At 44.3% G+C, this 14,981-nt stretch carries 11 protein-coding genes; 5 read left to right on the forward strand and 6 right to left on the reverse strand.

The features are described 5' to 3' along the window. Positions 1-350 precede the first annotated feature (350 nt). A complete protein-coding gene (gene polA, locus AABA75_RS00060; RefSeq protein WP_338290259.1) occupies positions 351-3,119 on the reverse strand; it encodes a DNA polymerase I in 2,769 nt (922 codons plus the stop codon). 480 nt (positions 3,120-3,599) lie between these two features. Further along, positions 3,600-6,146 (reverse strand): TonB-dependent receptor plug domain-containing protein, encoded by a 2,547-nt coding sequence (locus tag AABA75_RS00065; RefSeq protein ID WP_338290260.1) that lies wholly within the window; start codon positions 6,144-6,146, stop codon positions 3,600-3,602. A 186-nt stretch (positions 6,147-6,332) separates the two neighbouring features. Here AABA75_RS00065 and AABA75_RS00070 point away from each other — a divergent pair, with 186 nt between their 5' ends. Next, positions 6,333-6,779, forward strand: coding sequence for a YtoQ family protein (locus AABA75_RS00070; protein WP_338290262.1), 447 nt, complete (start codon positions 6,333-6,335; stop codon positions 6,777-6,779). A 124-nt stretch (positions 6,780-6,903) separates the two neighbouring features. Then, positions 6,904-8,355 (forward strand): TrkH family potassium uptake protein, encoded by a 1,452-nt coding sequence (locus AABA75_RS00075; protein ID WP_338290263.1) that lies wholly within the window; start codon positions 6,904-6,906, stop codon positions 8,353-8,355. Here AABA75_RS00075 and trkA read toward each other — a convergent pair. Genes trkA through def form a run of 4 tightly spaced genes read right to left on the reverse strand, consistent with a single transcriptional unit; the run spans position 8,352 to position 12,559 of the window. After that, positions 8,352-9,728 carry a Trk system potassium transporter TrkA gene (trkA, locus tag AABA75_RS00080; RefSeq protein ID WP_338290264.1) on the reverse strand — a complete coding sequence of 459 codons (1,377 nt, stop codon included), beginning with the start codon at positions 9,726-9,728 and terminating at the stop codon, positions 8,352-8,354. The genes AABA75_RS00075 and trkA overlap by 4 nt on opposite strands. 38 nt (positions 9,729-9,766) lie before the next feature. After that, positions 9,767-11,080 (reverse strand): 16S rRNA (cytosine(967)-C(5))-methyltransferase RsmB, encoded by a 1,314-nt coding sequence (gene rsmB / locus AABA75_RS00085; protein WP_338294771.1) that lies wholly within the window; start codon positions 11,078-11,080, stop codon positions 9,767-9,769. Further along, positions 11,076-12,026, reverse strand: coding sequence for a methionyl-tRNA formyltransferase (gene fmt, locus AABA75_RS00090; protein ID WP_338294772.1), 951 nt, complete (start codon positions 12,024-12,026; stop codon positions 11,076-11,078). The genes rsmB and fmt overlap by 5 nt, the downstream gene beginning before the upstream one ends. Positions 12,027-12,049: 23 nt before the next feature. Continuing rightward, entirely contained in the window at positions 12,050-12,559 is a 510-nt protein-coding gene (gene def / locus AABA75_RS00095; protein WP_338290265.1) for a peptide deformylase, read from the reverse strand. A gap of 151 nt (positions 12,560-12,710) precedes the next feature. Between def and AABA75_RS00100 the strand changes: the two genes are divergently transcribed. Genes AABA75_RS00100 through AABA75_RS00110 form a run of 3 tightly spaced genes read left to right on the forward strand, consistent with a single transcriptional unit; the run spans position 12,711 to position 14,978 of the window. Next, positions 12,711-13,775 carry a LysM peptidoglycan-binding domain-containing protein gene (locus tag AABA75_RS00100; RefSeq protein WP_338290266.1) on the forward strand — a complete coding sequence of 355 codons (1,065 nt, stop codon included), beginning with the start codon at positions 12,711-12,713 and terminating at the stop codon, positions 13,773-13,775. 52 nt (positions 13,776-13,827) lie between these two features. Then, positions 13,828-14,829, forward strand: coding sequence for a DNA-processing protein DprA (dprA, locus tag AABA75_RS00105; protein ID WP_338290267.1), 1,002 nt, complete (start codon positions 13,828-13,830; stop codon positions 14,827-14,829). Next, the gene (locus AABA75_RS00110) at positions 14,808-14,978 is read left to right on the forward strand and encodes a hypothetical protein (RefSeq protein ID WP_338290268.1); all 171 of its coding nucleotides are present in this window, start codon (positions 14,808-14,810) and stop codon (positions 14,976-14,978) included. The genes dprA and AABA75_RS00110 overlap by 22 nt, the downstream gene beginning before the upstream one ends. The last annotated feature ends 3 nt before the right edge of the window (positions 14,979-14,981 follow it).

The raw sequence follows: 14,981 nt of genomic DNA on the forward strand, positions 1-14,981 counted from the left end.
TTTAAATATTTTTACTTTTTACTTTTTTCAGCATTTTCCTCTCACTGACGACAAGATAATCAGGGCCACGCGCTTCATAACATTCCAGCAACTACAGAAAACGGTCAGGTATAGGGGTATTGCCTAATTTATAACAAATAGTTTTTTGAGAGTCGCATTACAAGAAGTTGTGAAAAGGGGATTGTTGAGATGGTATAGACATAAAAAAACCCCGGTAAAACTACCGGGGTTAAAGCAAAGGTTTGAAAGATAGAACATCTTACCTCTGTACCCTACGAAAGAGACTATAGTATTGGCTTCTTTGAAAGTCAATAACAATAATGTAATTTAATTACATTAATTCTATCGTGTTAATGAGCCTCTTCCCAGTTATCACCCTCACCACACTCTACAATCAACGGTATTTCTAAGCTATTCTCTGCTTCCATGAGTTTCTTTATCTCACTTGAGTACTCTTCAAGTTTCTGTTCTTTTATTTCAAAAACAAGTTCATCATGTACTTGCATGATCATTTTAATGTCATCACTGTTTTGATGACTAAGCCAGTTGTCAACCCGCAGCATAGCCATCTTAATAATATCAGCGGCAGTGCCTTGCATAGGCGCATTGATGGCAGCGCGTTCTGCCGCTTTTCTTCTGGCACCATTTCTGGCGTTTATCTCAGGCAAATAAAGCCTACGCCCGTATACTGTCTCTACGTAGCCCTTTTCCGCGGCGGAAGCCCTTGTTTCCTCCATATAACGCAGTACACCTGGGTAGCGCTCAAAGTACAAGTCCATGTATTTCTGTGCTTCATTTCTGGGGATGTTTAACTGCCGCGATAGACCAAAAGCAGACATGCCATAAATCAGTCCAAAGTTAATGGCTTTAGCACTTCTTCGCTGATCTGCCGTGACTTCTTCTAACGGCACATCAAAAACCTCAGCAGCAGTGGATTTGTGAATATCCAGTCCCTTTTTAAAGGCATTAATCAGGCCTTCATCTCCGGATAGATGCGCCATAATGCGCAGTTCAATCTGGGAATAATCCGCGGCCATTATTTTATAGCCTGCAGGTGCAACAAACGCTTTTCTTATGCTTCTACCTGCTTCGTTACGGATTGGAATATTTTGTAAATTTGGCTCTGTTGAAGACAGTCTTCCGGTTACAGCAACGGCTTGGTGGTAACTGGTGTGCACTCGCCCGGTTTTGCTGTCTACCATTTTAGGCAGTTTATCGGTATAGGTGTTGCGCAACTTAGTGAGACCACGATACTCCATAATCAGGCGTGGAATAGGATAGTCCAAAGCCAACTCCTGAAGTACTTCTTCTGAAGTGGAAGGCGCACCTTTTGGCGTTTTCTTCAGAACGGGTAGAGAAAGCTTGTTAAACAGAATTTCTTGCAATTGTTTAGTAGAGCTTAAATTAAATATCTCGCCAGCTTCAGCATGAACTTGTTGCTCAATCTCAGCTGAGCGGATAGCAAAACTATTGGACAGTTCCTGCATTTTTTGTACGTCGATATAAACCCCATTTTGTTCAACGCGTGCCAATGCAGACGCTAAGGGAATTTCAATTTCCTGCAAAACCTTGATAAGCGAGGGGCTATTACTTAGTTGCTTGTTTAGTTCGTTGTGCAAACGCAGCGTAATATCTGCATCTTCCGCTGCATAATGGGCGGCTTTGTCTAAATCAATTTGGTTAAAGGTGAGTTGCTTAACACCTTTACCAGCAATGTCTTCAAAAGATACGGTGGATGTTTGTAAATATCGCTGTGCCAGGCTATCCATATCGTGTTTACCAGCAACGCTGTTGAGAACATAGGAGGCCAGCATGGTGTCATTACATACCCCGTTAATTTTTATATTGTAATGACTCAATACATTTTGATCGTATTTGAGGTGTTGGCCGACTTTTCTAATATCCTCATTTTCGAGGATAGGTTTTAGCTTCGCCAGGGTGTCTTCAAAAGGTAGTTGCTCTGGAGCGCCGGGGTAATCGTGTCTCAATGGCAAATAAGCTGCTTTGTGCTCCTCTGTAGCGAAAGAGATACCTACCAGCTCTGCTTGCATGTAATTTAAGTTTGTGGTTTCAGTATCTACTGCAAAACAGGCAGCCGATGACAACTTATCTAGCCAGTTTTGAAGTTGCTGTTCAGTTAAAATTGTTTCGTATTCGACAGACGCAGCGCTGCTGGTGCTCTCAACCGTATTTTCTGCTTGTGCTGTTTCAATGTTAGCTGGTGAAAAAGCATCTGCCGCGTTTAACAATTCCTGGTGCCAACGTTTAAATTCAAGATCACTAAAAAATTCAATGAGACTATTATTATCTGCTGGCTTTATTTTCAAATCCGCAGGAGAGGTATCCAAAGGAACGTCTAGTTTAATGGTGGCAAGCTCATAAGAGAGTTTAGCCTGCTGTTCAAAATCACGGATTTTGTTAGCAAAGTTCTTCGCCCCTCTAAACTCCAATGACGCAATTTCGTCAAGCCTTGCATAGATTTCATCTACGCCACCTATACCGTTTAACAGGCTGGTAGCACTTTTATCACCAACGCCTGGTACGCCCGGTATGTTATCAACTTTGTCCCCTTTTAATGCCAGATAATCGATGATCAGCTCCGGACCGACACCAAACTTTTCTTTGACAGTTGGCACATCCATTAGGGTGTTTGTCATGGTGTTAATCAGTTCGACTTTGTCATTTACCAACTGGGCCATATCCTTGTCGCCTGTGCTGATCAAGGTCTGCATACCGGCTTCTGAAGCTTGCTTAGCTAGTGTTCCTATGACATCGTCGGCCTCGACACCTTCAATAACCAATAGCGGCAATCCCATTGCTGCTACAATTTCATGCAAGGGTTTTATTTGCTCCCTCAACTCATCGGGCATGGGTGGGCGATTGGCCTTGTATTCTGGGTAAATGTCGTCGCGGAAGGTTTTGCCCTTTGCGTCAAAAATAACCGCCATCAACTCTGGATTATATTGCTTTATTAAGCTCTTTAGCATGTTTATTACGCCGTATATAGCGCCGGTCGCCATGCCTTTAGAGTTGGTTAGTGGCGGAAGCCCGTGAAAGGCTCTGAAAAGGTAGGATGAACCATCCACTAAGATAAAAGGTGCGTTATTCTTTGCGGTCATTTACAAATATCCGAAGCAGGTTTGTCAGTTTTAAAGTTATCGCCTCATGATAACGAATTACTCATGAAATGCAGGTTTTAATCTGTTGCCATGCCTTAAATCCTGTGGATAACTTTGTGAACATAATTTTTTTAGAAACACGAGAAACCGTAATTAAACGGCATGAGTAATGAAAATCTTTTTTAATTTCAATAACTTATAATAAGAAGTGACTATGAGTATTTATTCTTATTTTAGTTTTTTTTGTGGATAACCTTTGGGAAGAACTTTCAAACAACAGTGGTTTTTATATTCGTTTTTCGCCAAGGGGGGAGACTTTACCACGTTCGAAGATTTTTAATAGTATTAATTAACGATTTCTTTATAGAGTTTTTTTATTAGGAAACAGCGAAATGAACTAATGATTGATTTGACAGTTGTCATCATCATTTTAAACCAATGAATATCTTTGTTTTTTGTGTTTTCAGAAGCTCAGTTGTACTAAAAACGGCTTTCGATTCCGGCGTAATAAAACCGACCATTAAAGCCGAAAGGAGCGGCCCTTCTGGAATAGGTAAATACGCCAGCAGAGTCTACCACCACATCACCTGTATTGGTTTCTATTCGACCTTCTCGGCTTTGGCCAATTAAATTGGTATCTGGATAGGTGTTTGTAAGATTATTGACCCCGAAATGAATCAGGGTGGCTTCGGTGAGAGGATAACCCGCGCGAACGTCTGCCAGCCATTTGCTGGAAAATTGCTGGCTTTGTTGCCCGTCGATTACGCGATACTTTCCATAGCGGTTCAGATTGAAATCTAGTTGCCAATCTTCGTAGGTATAGTTAGCAGACAAAATGGCGTGGGATTCAGGTTGCCAATCTTCGATGATGGATCTGGCTTGCTCGCCAAACAAATCCAGGTCGTTGAGCTCCGACAAACTGCCACTGGCATTGATGTTTGTTACCTCGGTATCAGTAATGTTTAAAGCAGCAGTGAGTTCGAGGTCGCTATCTGCTAATTCTGGGAACCAGGAAACCACTAAATCAAGTCCTTTGGTTTCCGTTTCTGCGGCATTGATAAAAAACTGTGCACTTTGCACGCTGTTTTGCAGCAAGGCCTGGTCAAGCTGAAGACTACCTAATCCTCGAGTTAATTGTTCGCTGATAACGATTCTGTCATCAATATTGATGAGGTAAAAATCCAGTGTTGCAGTGATGTTGTGATTGCTATAAAGCAAGCCGGCATTGAAACTGACAGATTGTTCTTCTTGCAACTCCCGGATGCCAATTTGGTGAGCTAAATCGCTATCGTTGCGAAAAGTACCTACTTGTGCTGCGCTACCATTGTTGAATTGAGTACTAATATTATTGAAATAAAGTTGTTGCATTGAAGGCGCGCGAAAGCCTGTGTTAATGGAGCCTCGAATGGCAAGTGCAGGGGAGAAATCAAGGCGACCTGCCAGTTTTGCGTTGAGAGTGCCGCCAAAACCTTGATAGTGATCATAACGAAGCGCACCACTTACAAGACTTTTAGTGGTCACATCCCATTCTGCATCCAAATAAGCTGAATAAACAAAGCGCGTTTCACTTACCTCATTATCTGGTGTAAATCCCGGAAATACCTGAATGCCTGCCGCACCAACACCTTCAATACCATCGTAATCAAACCAGGCATATTCATCTCCTTGGTTAATTTCATATTGATCTAACCGAAGCTCTAATCCCCACGCGTAGTTTTTTCTGATGCGCTCACTCACAAAGTCCAGGTTTACTGTTCCCAAAGAGGTGGTTAATTCCCCGGCATAAGCTTGGGTCGGGGTATTTGCTTTGATTTGTTGAGCGCTCAGGCCACTATTTACTTGTTCTTGCACAAAAGAAGCATTGACGGAATTATTCACATCAAATTGCATTTGATTACGACCAAATGTGAAAGAGATATCCATATTGATATTACTTTCCAACAATGTGGAATAACCGGCATTAATTGAATAATCCAAAAGTTGAGAATCTATTTCAGGTAAAAAGCCATCAGAGTAAAAACTTTGCGTGCCATCAATAAGAGGATTTTTCTCCAGTTCATTGGCTCTTCTGAAGAAGCCTTTGGATTGGGTTTCTCGCAAGGAAAAAGTAACAAACCCATAATACTCACCATCAAAGGTTTCGCGATAGCCATTTAAGGCACCTGACAACTGTTTTACCTCGGCGTCACCTATTTGAAAGTTGGTTCTGGGAAATGCGATTTCTCTCGGGTCACTGGTTTCTAATACGCCATCACCATCAGTATCTGAGCAAGATAGTAAGTACTGGCATACTCCAGATTGTCCAGCGCGATTGGTAGAACCCCTGTCTCTATATTCAAGTGTCGCATTTATAGTGCCGAATTCTGATTCAATTGAGTGGTTAGCTGATAAAAGAGCTGAATTGCCATCGCCTTCTTGATGCAGACCATAACTACCGTACACGGAAGAATAATCGACATCGTCTTTGAGGATAATATTAATCACACCTGCTATGGCGTCAGAGCCGTATTGCGCCGCGGCACCGTCGCGCAATATTTCAATGCGCTTAATGGCTCCAGCCGGTATCGCATTCAGATCCGTCCCTGAAGTGCCTCTACCCACAGAGGTGTTAATATGTACCAGTGCAGCGGTGTGCCGCCGTTTATTATTGATCAAAACCAAGGTCTGGTCAGGACCTAATCCTCGCAGGGTGGCGGGTCTTATTGCATCTGTGCCATCACTGATAGCTGAACTGGAAAAGTTGAAAGAGGGCGCAGTATTTTGCAGCATTCTGCCCACTTCAAAGTGACCGGTGCTACGCAATCTTTGAGCATCTATAGTATCTACAGCGACGGGCAACTGGGCACTACTACGACCAAAATTACGAGTACCTATAACCCGCACCTGCTCAATGTCTTCATCTTCAAAATCGTCAGCAGAGTCGAGGCTTATGGTGGTTTGCGCTAAAGTGACCGCTGAAGAGGGCAAAACCAGCAACAGAGATATGCAGTATTGTAGATAGCTTTTGCGCGTTTTTATTTTAGCCAAACCAGAATAAATCTTTGAAATGAGTTATTTGACGTAAGTATAGAATGAATTCTGAGGAATACACATACATCTAAAGTTGTATTTTTTTGAGATGTAGCTCGCGCTATTGTCTAAAAAATGAACCAAAATTTGTGTTTTTAACATATTAAGTCCATATTTATATTCGGGACAGAAGGTTAAAGTGTCATGTCGATGGTTTGGCAAGTGTATCTGGCTGGAGAAATCCACACACAATGGCGTGCAGAAATTACGGGGTTAAGTGAAACCTTGGGAGTAAATGCGGCTTTTTGCAGCCCAATAACTGATCATCAACTTAGCGATGATATTGGCCAGCACATCACAGGTGCAGAACAGAAGGCCTTCTGGAATGATTTCAAAAGTGCCCGATTGAATCAAGCACGCAATAAAGTGCTATTAGAGAAATCTGATATCGTGGTAGTGCGCTTTGGTGAGCAATACAGACAATGGAACTCCGCCTTCGATGCTGGTTATGCCGTTGCGCACGGTAAGCAGTTAATTTCCTGGCACGACGAATCCCTCAATCACGCACTAAAAGAAATTGACGCAGCTGCCATAACCGTAGTTAACGACGTTGATCAAGTTGTTAAAGCGTTAACTTACATCTGTAAGTAATCAGCAACGATTCTTGTTTCCGACATTTATTATTCAGTGCATCTATTTATCCTTGAGTATCTGGCCCATTACTTTTAAAGTGCGCTATTCTTTGGCTAGCTAATTTCTTTTATTTCTCATACACATGCAATATCGCTCCATCGTCAGGATCTTGGGTTTACTGGTAGCAATGTTCAGTGTCACCATGGTGCCACCTGCTCTGGTATCTTTGATTTTTCAGGATGGCGGAGGCCTACCGTTTTTACTGGCTTTCTTTTTGTGTTTAATCACAGGCGTAGCTATTTGGTACCCCAACAAGGATGCGCGAGACGATCTACGTGCTAAAGAGGGCTTTTTAATCGTTGCTTTGTTTTGGGCCGTACTAGCCAGTTTCGGGGCGTTGCCATTGATTTTGATGGAACAGCCTCAGATGTCAGTAACAGATGCTTTTTTTGAATCCTTTTCTGGTTTAACCACTACGGGTGCCACCGTTATCCAAGGCATCGAGTTCCTGCCCAAAGCGGTACAGTTTTATAGACAACAGTTACAGTGGTTGGGCGGTATGGGGATTATCGTTTTGGCTGTCGCTATTTTACCCATTCTCGGTGTAGGGGGAATGCAGCTTTATCGGGCGGAAACGCCGGGCCCGGTGAAAGACTCCAAGATGACACCGAGAATTGCCGATACGGCAAAACACCTATGGTATATTTATCTGTCTTTAACCATAGCATGCACCGTTGCTTATTGGTTGGCTGGAATGAGCTGGTTTGACGCGATCTGTCACGCGTTTTCCACTATTGCGATTGGCGGCTTTTCCACTTATGACGCCAGTTTAGGGCATTTTGACTCAACGCTGATAAATCTGGTATGTGTGGTCTTTTTATGGATAGCGGCACTCAATTTTGCGCTACATTATGCAGCGGCCACCGGACGATCATTAAAAACCTATTTTTCAGATCCTGAACTCAAAGCCTTTTTCTCCATCCAGTTTACCTTGGTATTGATTACCTTTTTGGTACTGGTGTACTACGAGTTATACGATAACGCTGAGCAAGCGTTTGATCAGGCGCTACTGCAAGCCGTTTCTATCAGTACGACTGCTGGCTTTGCTACGACTGACTTCTCACAGTGGCCTGTTTTCTTGCCAATAATTTTAATTTTTGCCAGCTTTATCGGTGGTTGCGCAGGTTCTACTGGCGGGGGCCTTAAGGTGATACGGGTATTACTGCTTTATCTGCAAGGTAAACGGGAGGTGGATCGTTTGATTCATCCCAAAGCAATTTACTCCGTAAAATTAGGTGACAGAGCATTACCAAGTCGGGTAGTGGATGCGGTTTGGGGCTTCTTCTCCGCTTATGCCTTGGTCTTCGTAATCATCATGATTTGTCTGATCGCCACCGGCCTGGACAACCTGACTGCGTTTTCTGCCACGGCAGCCATGCTTAACAATCTTGGTCCCGGTTTGGGTGAAGTGGCAGCAAGTTATTCGACAGTCAGCGATGCAGGAAAGTGGTTTCTAATACTGGCTATGCTGTTTGGCCGACTTGAAGTATTTTCCCTGCTTGTACTGTTTTCTCCCACCTTCTGGCGCAGTTAAAAGAAAAACGCGCTTGGCTGGAACAGTTTTTCCACATCAGATATGAACTTCTTATCCACTAAAAACATAATCACGTGGTCGTCAGCTGCGATAACCGTATCACTATGAGCAATGATTACCTCTTCTTTACGCACTATGGCACCTATCGTCGTACCCGGGGGTAATCGGATTTCGGAGATCATTCTGCCCACTACTTTGGAAGTGTTTTCATCCCCATGCGCAATGGCTTCAATTGCTTCAGCGGCACCGCGGCGAAGTGAGTAAACATTAACGATATCACCTCGACGAATATGGGTCAGTAATGCGGAGATCGTTGCTTGTTGTGGGGAGAAGGCGATATCTATCTCACCACCTTGCACCAGATCCACATAAGCACCACGCTGAATAAGCACCATGGCTTTTTTGGCACCAAGCCGTTTGGCTAACATGGCAGACATAATATTAGCTTCATCGTCATTGGTAACGGCGATAAAGGCATCAATTTGTTCTACCTGCTCTTCTTGCAGTAACTCCTGATCTGAAGCGTCGCCCACAAATACGATAGTTTTATCCAGAGTTGTAGACAGGTATTTGGCTCGGTCGTAACTGTACTCAATCAGTTTTACATGGTGATCGTGTTCCAGTTGTCTGGCCAATCCCGCACCGATCAATCCACCACCGGCGATCATTATACGTTTGTAGCTGCCCTCTAGTTTCTGCAACTCACTCATAACGGCTCTAATATGCTTAGTGGCCGCGATGAAAAAGACTTCGTCATCCGCTTCAATAACTGTTGTGCCAAGCGGACGAATGGGTTTGCCACGGCGATAAATCGCCGCTACTCGGGTCTCAACGTTGGGCATGTGTTCTTTCAATGCGGATAAAGCATGGCCCACTAATAAGCCCCCATAATAGGCTTTTACCGCCACGAGACTGGCCCGTCCTTCAGCAAACTCTACAACCTGTAGGGTGCCTGGATAATCGATAAGACGTTTTATAGACTGAGTGACGAGTTGTTCAGGGGCAATCAAGTGATCCACAGGGACATCTTGATGTTTGAAAAGTTGTTTTTGGTAATGGATATATTGCTCTGAACGAACCCGCGCAATTTTGGTAGGAGTTTTAAACAAACTGTAAGCAACCTGACAAGCCATCATGTTGCTCTCATCGCTATTGGTTACAGCGACTAACATGTCGGCATCTTCTGCCCCAGCTTTTTGCAACACGTCGGGGTGGGAGCCAATGCCGTGCACGACTTGTAAGTCCAGCCTGTCTTGCAGTGCGCGAATTTTCTCGGCGTCATAATCGATAACGGTAATGTCGTTTTTTTCGCCCACCAGATTTTCTGCCAGGGTGGCACCAACCTGACCGGCGCCCAATATTATGATTTTCATGTTGGAGCGTAACGACCCTCAATTATTGTTGTTTTTGTTCACTCAGCGACTGCTTTTTGCAGTTTAGCGTAATAAAAACCATCCATACCAGACTCACCGGGCAATATTTGTCTTTCTGTTGCGTTAAAACTTTCATGCAATGGTATAGCAGAGGCGTCTGTGGTTCTGCTGAGGAATGCAGCGATTTGTTGGCTATTTTCCTCGGGTAATATGGAGCAAGTGGCGTAGAGCAAAACTCCGCCTGGTTTTAAACAGCTCCACATCGAATCCAGTATTTGTGCCTGTAAACCAGACAATTGTTCAATATCCGGGCCTTTGCGCAACCACATAATGTCCGGGTGTCTGCGGATAATACCAGTGGCAGAGCAGGGGGCGTCTAACAATATTTTATCGAACAATTGGCCAGTTGGATTCCAGCTTGTAATGTCGTTGGCGTCGGCAACTCTGATGTCGGTGTTGCTCAATCCTAAGCGTTCGGTATTTTCTGTAATATTTTTAGCCCGCACGGCATCCAACTCCAGGGCTATGCATGTTTGCAGTTGCGGCTGCGCTTCGAGAATATGGCAATACTTTCCGCCGGGGGCGGCACAGGCATCCAGAATTGCATCATTGGGCTGCGCGGCAAGATAGTCAGCAGCGTGCTGTGCTGCTTTGTCCTGAACGCTAAACCATCCTTCGTTGAAGCCGGGAAGGGCTTGGATGTTGACGTTGTTCACTAATTTAATCGTTTCTGGCAACTGCTCGTCTTGGCTACATTCTATACCAGCTTGCGAACAGGCTGCCAAAAAGGCATCGACTGTGGTTTTGGTTTGATTGATGCGCAACCAGATTGGTGCTTTAGCGCTTTGATTACCAGCAATGTCCCGATAATGTTCGGGATAGGCTTGCTTGATTTTTTTGTAGTACCACTTTGGAAGATTGAGTTGAATGCGTTCTTCTTTGGGTATTGACTTGGCCGTTTCCTGTCGCACAAAGTTTCGTAAAACGGCGTTTACCAGTTTTTTTAAATGAGGCTGCTTTAAGTTATCGCAGGCGCTCACTGTTTCTGAAACGGCAGCGTATTCTGATACTCGAGAAAAATGCAGTTGATAAATTCCCAAATACAAAAGATGCTCGACAACTCTGCTGTCGGGTTTGATGGGGGATTGCAATAATCCATTGAGCCAAAATTGTAAGGTGGGCAAATTGCGCAAAACACCGTAGAGCATCTCGTGCAGCCAGGCTTTGTCTTGCTCTTTTACTTTTTCCAGCGTTTTGGGCAGCACTTCCTGCAGCGACTTGCGCTGTTCCAATACTCCATAGATAGCCTGTGCGGCTATGGCTCTTAGATTGTACTGCTTGGCATTACTAATGAGCGGCTCCTAAACATTTTCCCGGCGTGAACCATTCTGGACGGGCATTGAGTATGTCTGCTACTGGTTGGGCTTTTTTTCCGGGGATTTGCAACTGCAGCAAATTTAATACGCCGTTACCGGTTTGCACCTGAATACCGTTTTTATCCGCGGCTAATACAGTACCGGGCGCCTTACCTGAATCTTCATTTAAACAATGAGATTGCCAGACCTTAATATTTTGCTCATCCAGTTCAAACCAGGTGCCAGGCCATGGGTTGAAAGCCCTGATATTTCTCTCCAGTTGTTGTCCATCCTCACTCCAGTCAATTAGCCCTTCGGACTTTTCCAGTTTGTGGGCATAGGTAGCTAACTGTTCATCCTGTTTTTCTGGTATTAGTTGCTCAATGTTGTTTAAAGCTTCCACCAATGTTGTTGGTCCGGATATGGCCAGTTTCTCATAAAGACTGGCGCTGGTATCACTCGCTTCGATAGCTAGTTCTGATGTTAACAACATATCACCGGTATCCAGGCCGACGTCCATATTCATAATGGTGACGCCAGTAATCTCGTCTCCTGCCCAGATTGCACGCTGTATCGGAGCCGCACCTCGCCATTTAGGCAACAGCGAACCATGCACATTGATACAGCCCAGTTCAGGAATATCTAGTACTGCTTTGGGTAAGATCAATCCATAAGCTACCACTACCATGATATCGAACTCGATTTCTCGTAGTTCCGTCTGTGCATCTTCAGCTTTTAATGTAGCAGGCTGATAAACCGACAAGTTGTTTTCCAAGGCGAGCTGTTTTACCGGGCTTGCTTGTAATTTTTTGCCTCGACCGGCGGGTCTGTCGGGTTGCGTATAAACAGCAACCACCTGATGCTCTGATTCGAGTAGTGCTTGCAAGTGTTTGGCGGCAAAATCTGGTGTACCCGCAAATACTATCTTTAGCTTTCTCTTAATGGTGCTCTGTGACACAGCGATGGTTATCCTTTTGCCGCTAAACGGGCTTCTTTTTCCAGCTTGGCTTTAATGCGTTGGCGTTTCAATGGCGACAAATAGTCAACGAATAACTTACCTTTTAAGTGGTCCATTTCATGCTGAATGCACACAGCCAATAGCCCTTCGGCACTGAGGGTAAATTCGTCGCCGTTTTCATCCAGTGCCTTGACTGTGATTTCTTCTGCTCGTTCTACCTTGGCATAGTTGTTAGGTACTGAGAGACAGCCTTCCTCATTGATCATTTTTCCTTGTTGTTCAATGATCTCTGGATTGATGAATACCCGTGGTTCATTTTGTTCGTCTGACACATCCATAACAATAACGCGTTTGTGCACGTTAACCTGGGTTGCAGCCAGACCAATGCCTCGCTCCTCACGCATGGTTTCGAACATATCTTTGACCAGGGTCTTGATGGAAGCATCAATGTCAGTCACTGGTTCAGCTACTGTTCTGAGTCTTTCATCGGGAAATCTTAAAACGTCTAATACTGCCATAACTCTTCTCTGTAAAACCGTTACAGGGTATCGGCTTACATACATTTATTTGATTAAAAATTACGATCAATTGCTTTTAACCCGCTATTCTAACTGATAACGTCAGGCTAATAACAGTAGCTTGAGCAACTAATCGCTGATGGAGATGGGTTTGAAATTCCGTATTTTTAGTTTGGTTTTGTTGTTTCTGATAAGTTTTAGTGCGCTATCTGTAGAAATTAAAGCCTCGGCTCCGGAAGTCTACGTTGTAAAAAAAGGCGATACGCTGTGGCAAATTGCTGGCATGTACCTGGACAAGCCCTGGAACTGGCCGCTCTTATGGCAAAAAAATACACAGATTGTTAACCCACATCTGATTTATCCCGGTGATACATTAATGTTAGTGCGCAATGAGCAAGGTCAGCCTGCACTTACCATGGTGAGAAACGAAAAAAGACAATTAAGCTTATCTCCCAAGGCCATTCGACAGCTGAAAAAACCAGACCCAATTCCCACTCTTTCCTGGTCAATCATTGAAACCCATATTCGCAATGATCTGGTGATGGAAAAAGCGATTTATGATGCACAACCTTATTTGCTGGGTGATCGTGAAGGTGCAGTACGTTTTGCTCACACCGACATTGTGCTTGGCAAACAAGGAGGATTTAAACCGGAAACATTTCAAGTGGTGAGGGCGCACAGCGAGTTACTCTCTCCGGAGGGAGAAAGCTTGGGCTTTTTGGTCAAGCATGTTGCGACAGCTGAACCAATAGAAACACAGCTGGATACAGAGATGTTAGTGCGCATTAAGGGCGCAGACCAGGAAATTAAACAAGGTGACCGACTAATTCCGCTTGAGCAGCGCGCTCAAAACTTGCAGGTTGAAATGAGCCCAGCAGTATCTCAAAAGGGAAATATAATTACCAGTTTACAAGATCGTTCTTTATTGGGAAAATATGATACCGTCGTGGTGGATTTGGGTTACGAAGAGGTGCAAGCGGGCACCGTTATGGGAGTTTATTTACAAGGGCCAGACATTATCGATGCTGATCCTTTGAGTTACGACGAAGATGAAGTGTCGTTACTCACTTTCCACAGCGAATCCGGACGGATACAGCAGCCTGCTGTTAAGGTGGGAGAAATGGTGATATTCAAAACGTTTGCTAAAGTCAGTTATGGCTTAATCACCTCATCCACTAGTGTGATTCGAAAAGGAGCGATAGTGGCGAAGCCCTAGAAAGGAAATCTAAACAACACAGCCGAACAAGGAGTTCGGGAGCAGGGAGATAATGGACGAATATTCCCACACAGAGGAGCGCAACCTCTTTAAATATGCGCCAGAACAATCAATAGATTATTGGCTATTACTACATAACACACATGGATTGGGGTTTCAGAAAGTGAAACAACTATCCCGGTTGTGCGATGGTCGTCTGGAAAACCTTCCCGATGTCAGTTCCACAGCGTTGAAGCAACTGAATTTCCCTGAGCCCTCAATAGCATCAGCGTTAAAATCCAATACAGCCTATATCGAGAGGGTAAAAAGTTGGCGTGCTGACTCACAATTACATAGGGTACTCACCTTTAATCATCCTGATTACCCGGCCCGCTTGCGCGAAATATCATCTCCACCTTTGGTTCTTTTTTGTGTTGGGGAGCATCAAATCCTGCATCTGCCTCAAATCGCTATTGTGGGGGCGAGAAAACAATCCCCGGGTGGCGCTAAAATCGGCCGCACTCTGTCTTCTGAACTAGTGCAAAGCGGTTGGGTAGTGACCAGTGGTCTGGCGATGGGGATGGATACTGAAGCGCATCGTGGTGCATTGGATAATAGTGGTAAAACCATAGCTGTGATGGCCACTGGCGCGGATTCAGTTTACCCCCAAAGAAACAGGCAGCTTGCTCAGGAAATTGTGGCCAGCGGTGGATGTTTGATTACCGAGTTTGCACTGGGAAGTGCACCGAAAAAAGATCATTTTCCAAGGCGCAATAGAATCATTAGTGGTTTGTCTAACGGCGTGCTGGTGGTGGAGGCGGCGATTAAAAGTGGCTCTTTGATAACGGCTCGATATGCCATTGAACAAAACCGAGAAGTCTTCGCCGTTCCGGGGAGTGTTTATAATTTAAACAGTCGCGGTTGCCACTATCTGATCAAGCAGGGAGCTAAGCTTGTAGAGCAAGTCTCTGACATCAATGAAGAATTCCTGAACCTGCAGCAAATAGTGCAATTAACTGAAACAAAAAGCCAGAAAAAAAGTGCAAATTACCCTTGGCAACCGACAGATTGTTAGCTAGTGTTGGGTTTGAAGCAACATCAATAGATGTTGTAGCGCAACGTAGTGGTCTGCCAGTGACGGCGGTGATATCAGAATTATTAGAATATGAGCTACGTGGTTTGGTAGCCACTGTTCCGGGTGGTTACATTAGATTGGGGGAATAATAA

Origin of the sequence: Planctobacterium marinum (assembly GCF_036322805.1) — a bacterium.
Taxonomy (GTDB): Bacteria; Pseudomonadota; Gammaproteobacteria; order Enterobacterales; family Alteromonadaceae; genus Planctobacterium; species Planctobacterium marinum_A.

Coding starts and splice junctions, on each gene's coding strand:
- polA (WP_338290259.1), bottom strand. CDS start 3,119: ATGACCGCAAAGAATAACGCACCTTTTATCTTAGTGGATGGTTCATCC.
- AABA75_RS00070 (WP_338290262.1), top strand. CDS start 6,333: ATGTCGATGGTTTGGCAAGTGTATCTGGCTGGAGAAATCCACACACAA.
- AABA75_RS00075 (WP_338290263.1), top strand. CDS start 6,904: ATGCAATATCGCTCCATCGTCAGGATCTTGGGTTTACTGGTAGCAATG.
- trkA (WP_338290264.1), bottom strand. CDS start 9,728: ATGAAAATCATAATATTGGGCGCCGGTCAGGTTGGTGCCACCCTGGCA.
- def (WP_338290265.1), bottom strand. CDS start 12,559: ATGGCAGTATTAGACGTTTTAAGATTTCCCGATGAAAGACTCAGAACA.
- dprA (WP_338290267.1), top strand. CDS start 13,828: ATGGACGAATATTCCCACACAGAGGAGCGCAACCTCTTTAAATATGCG.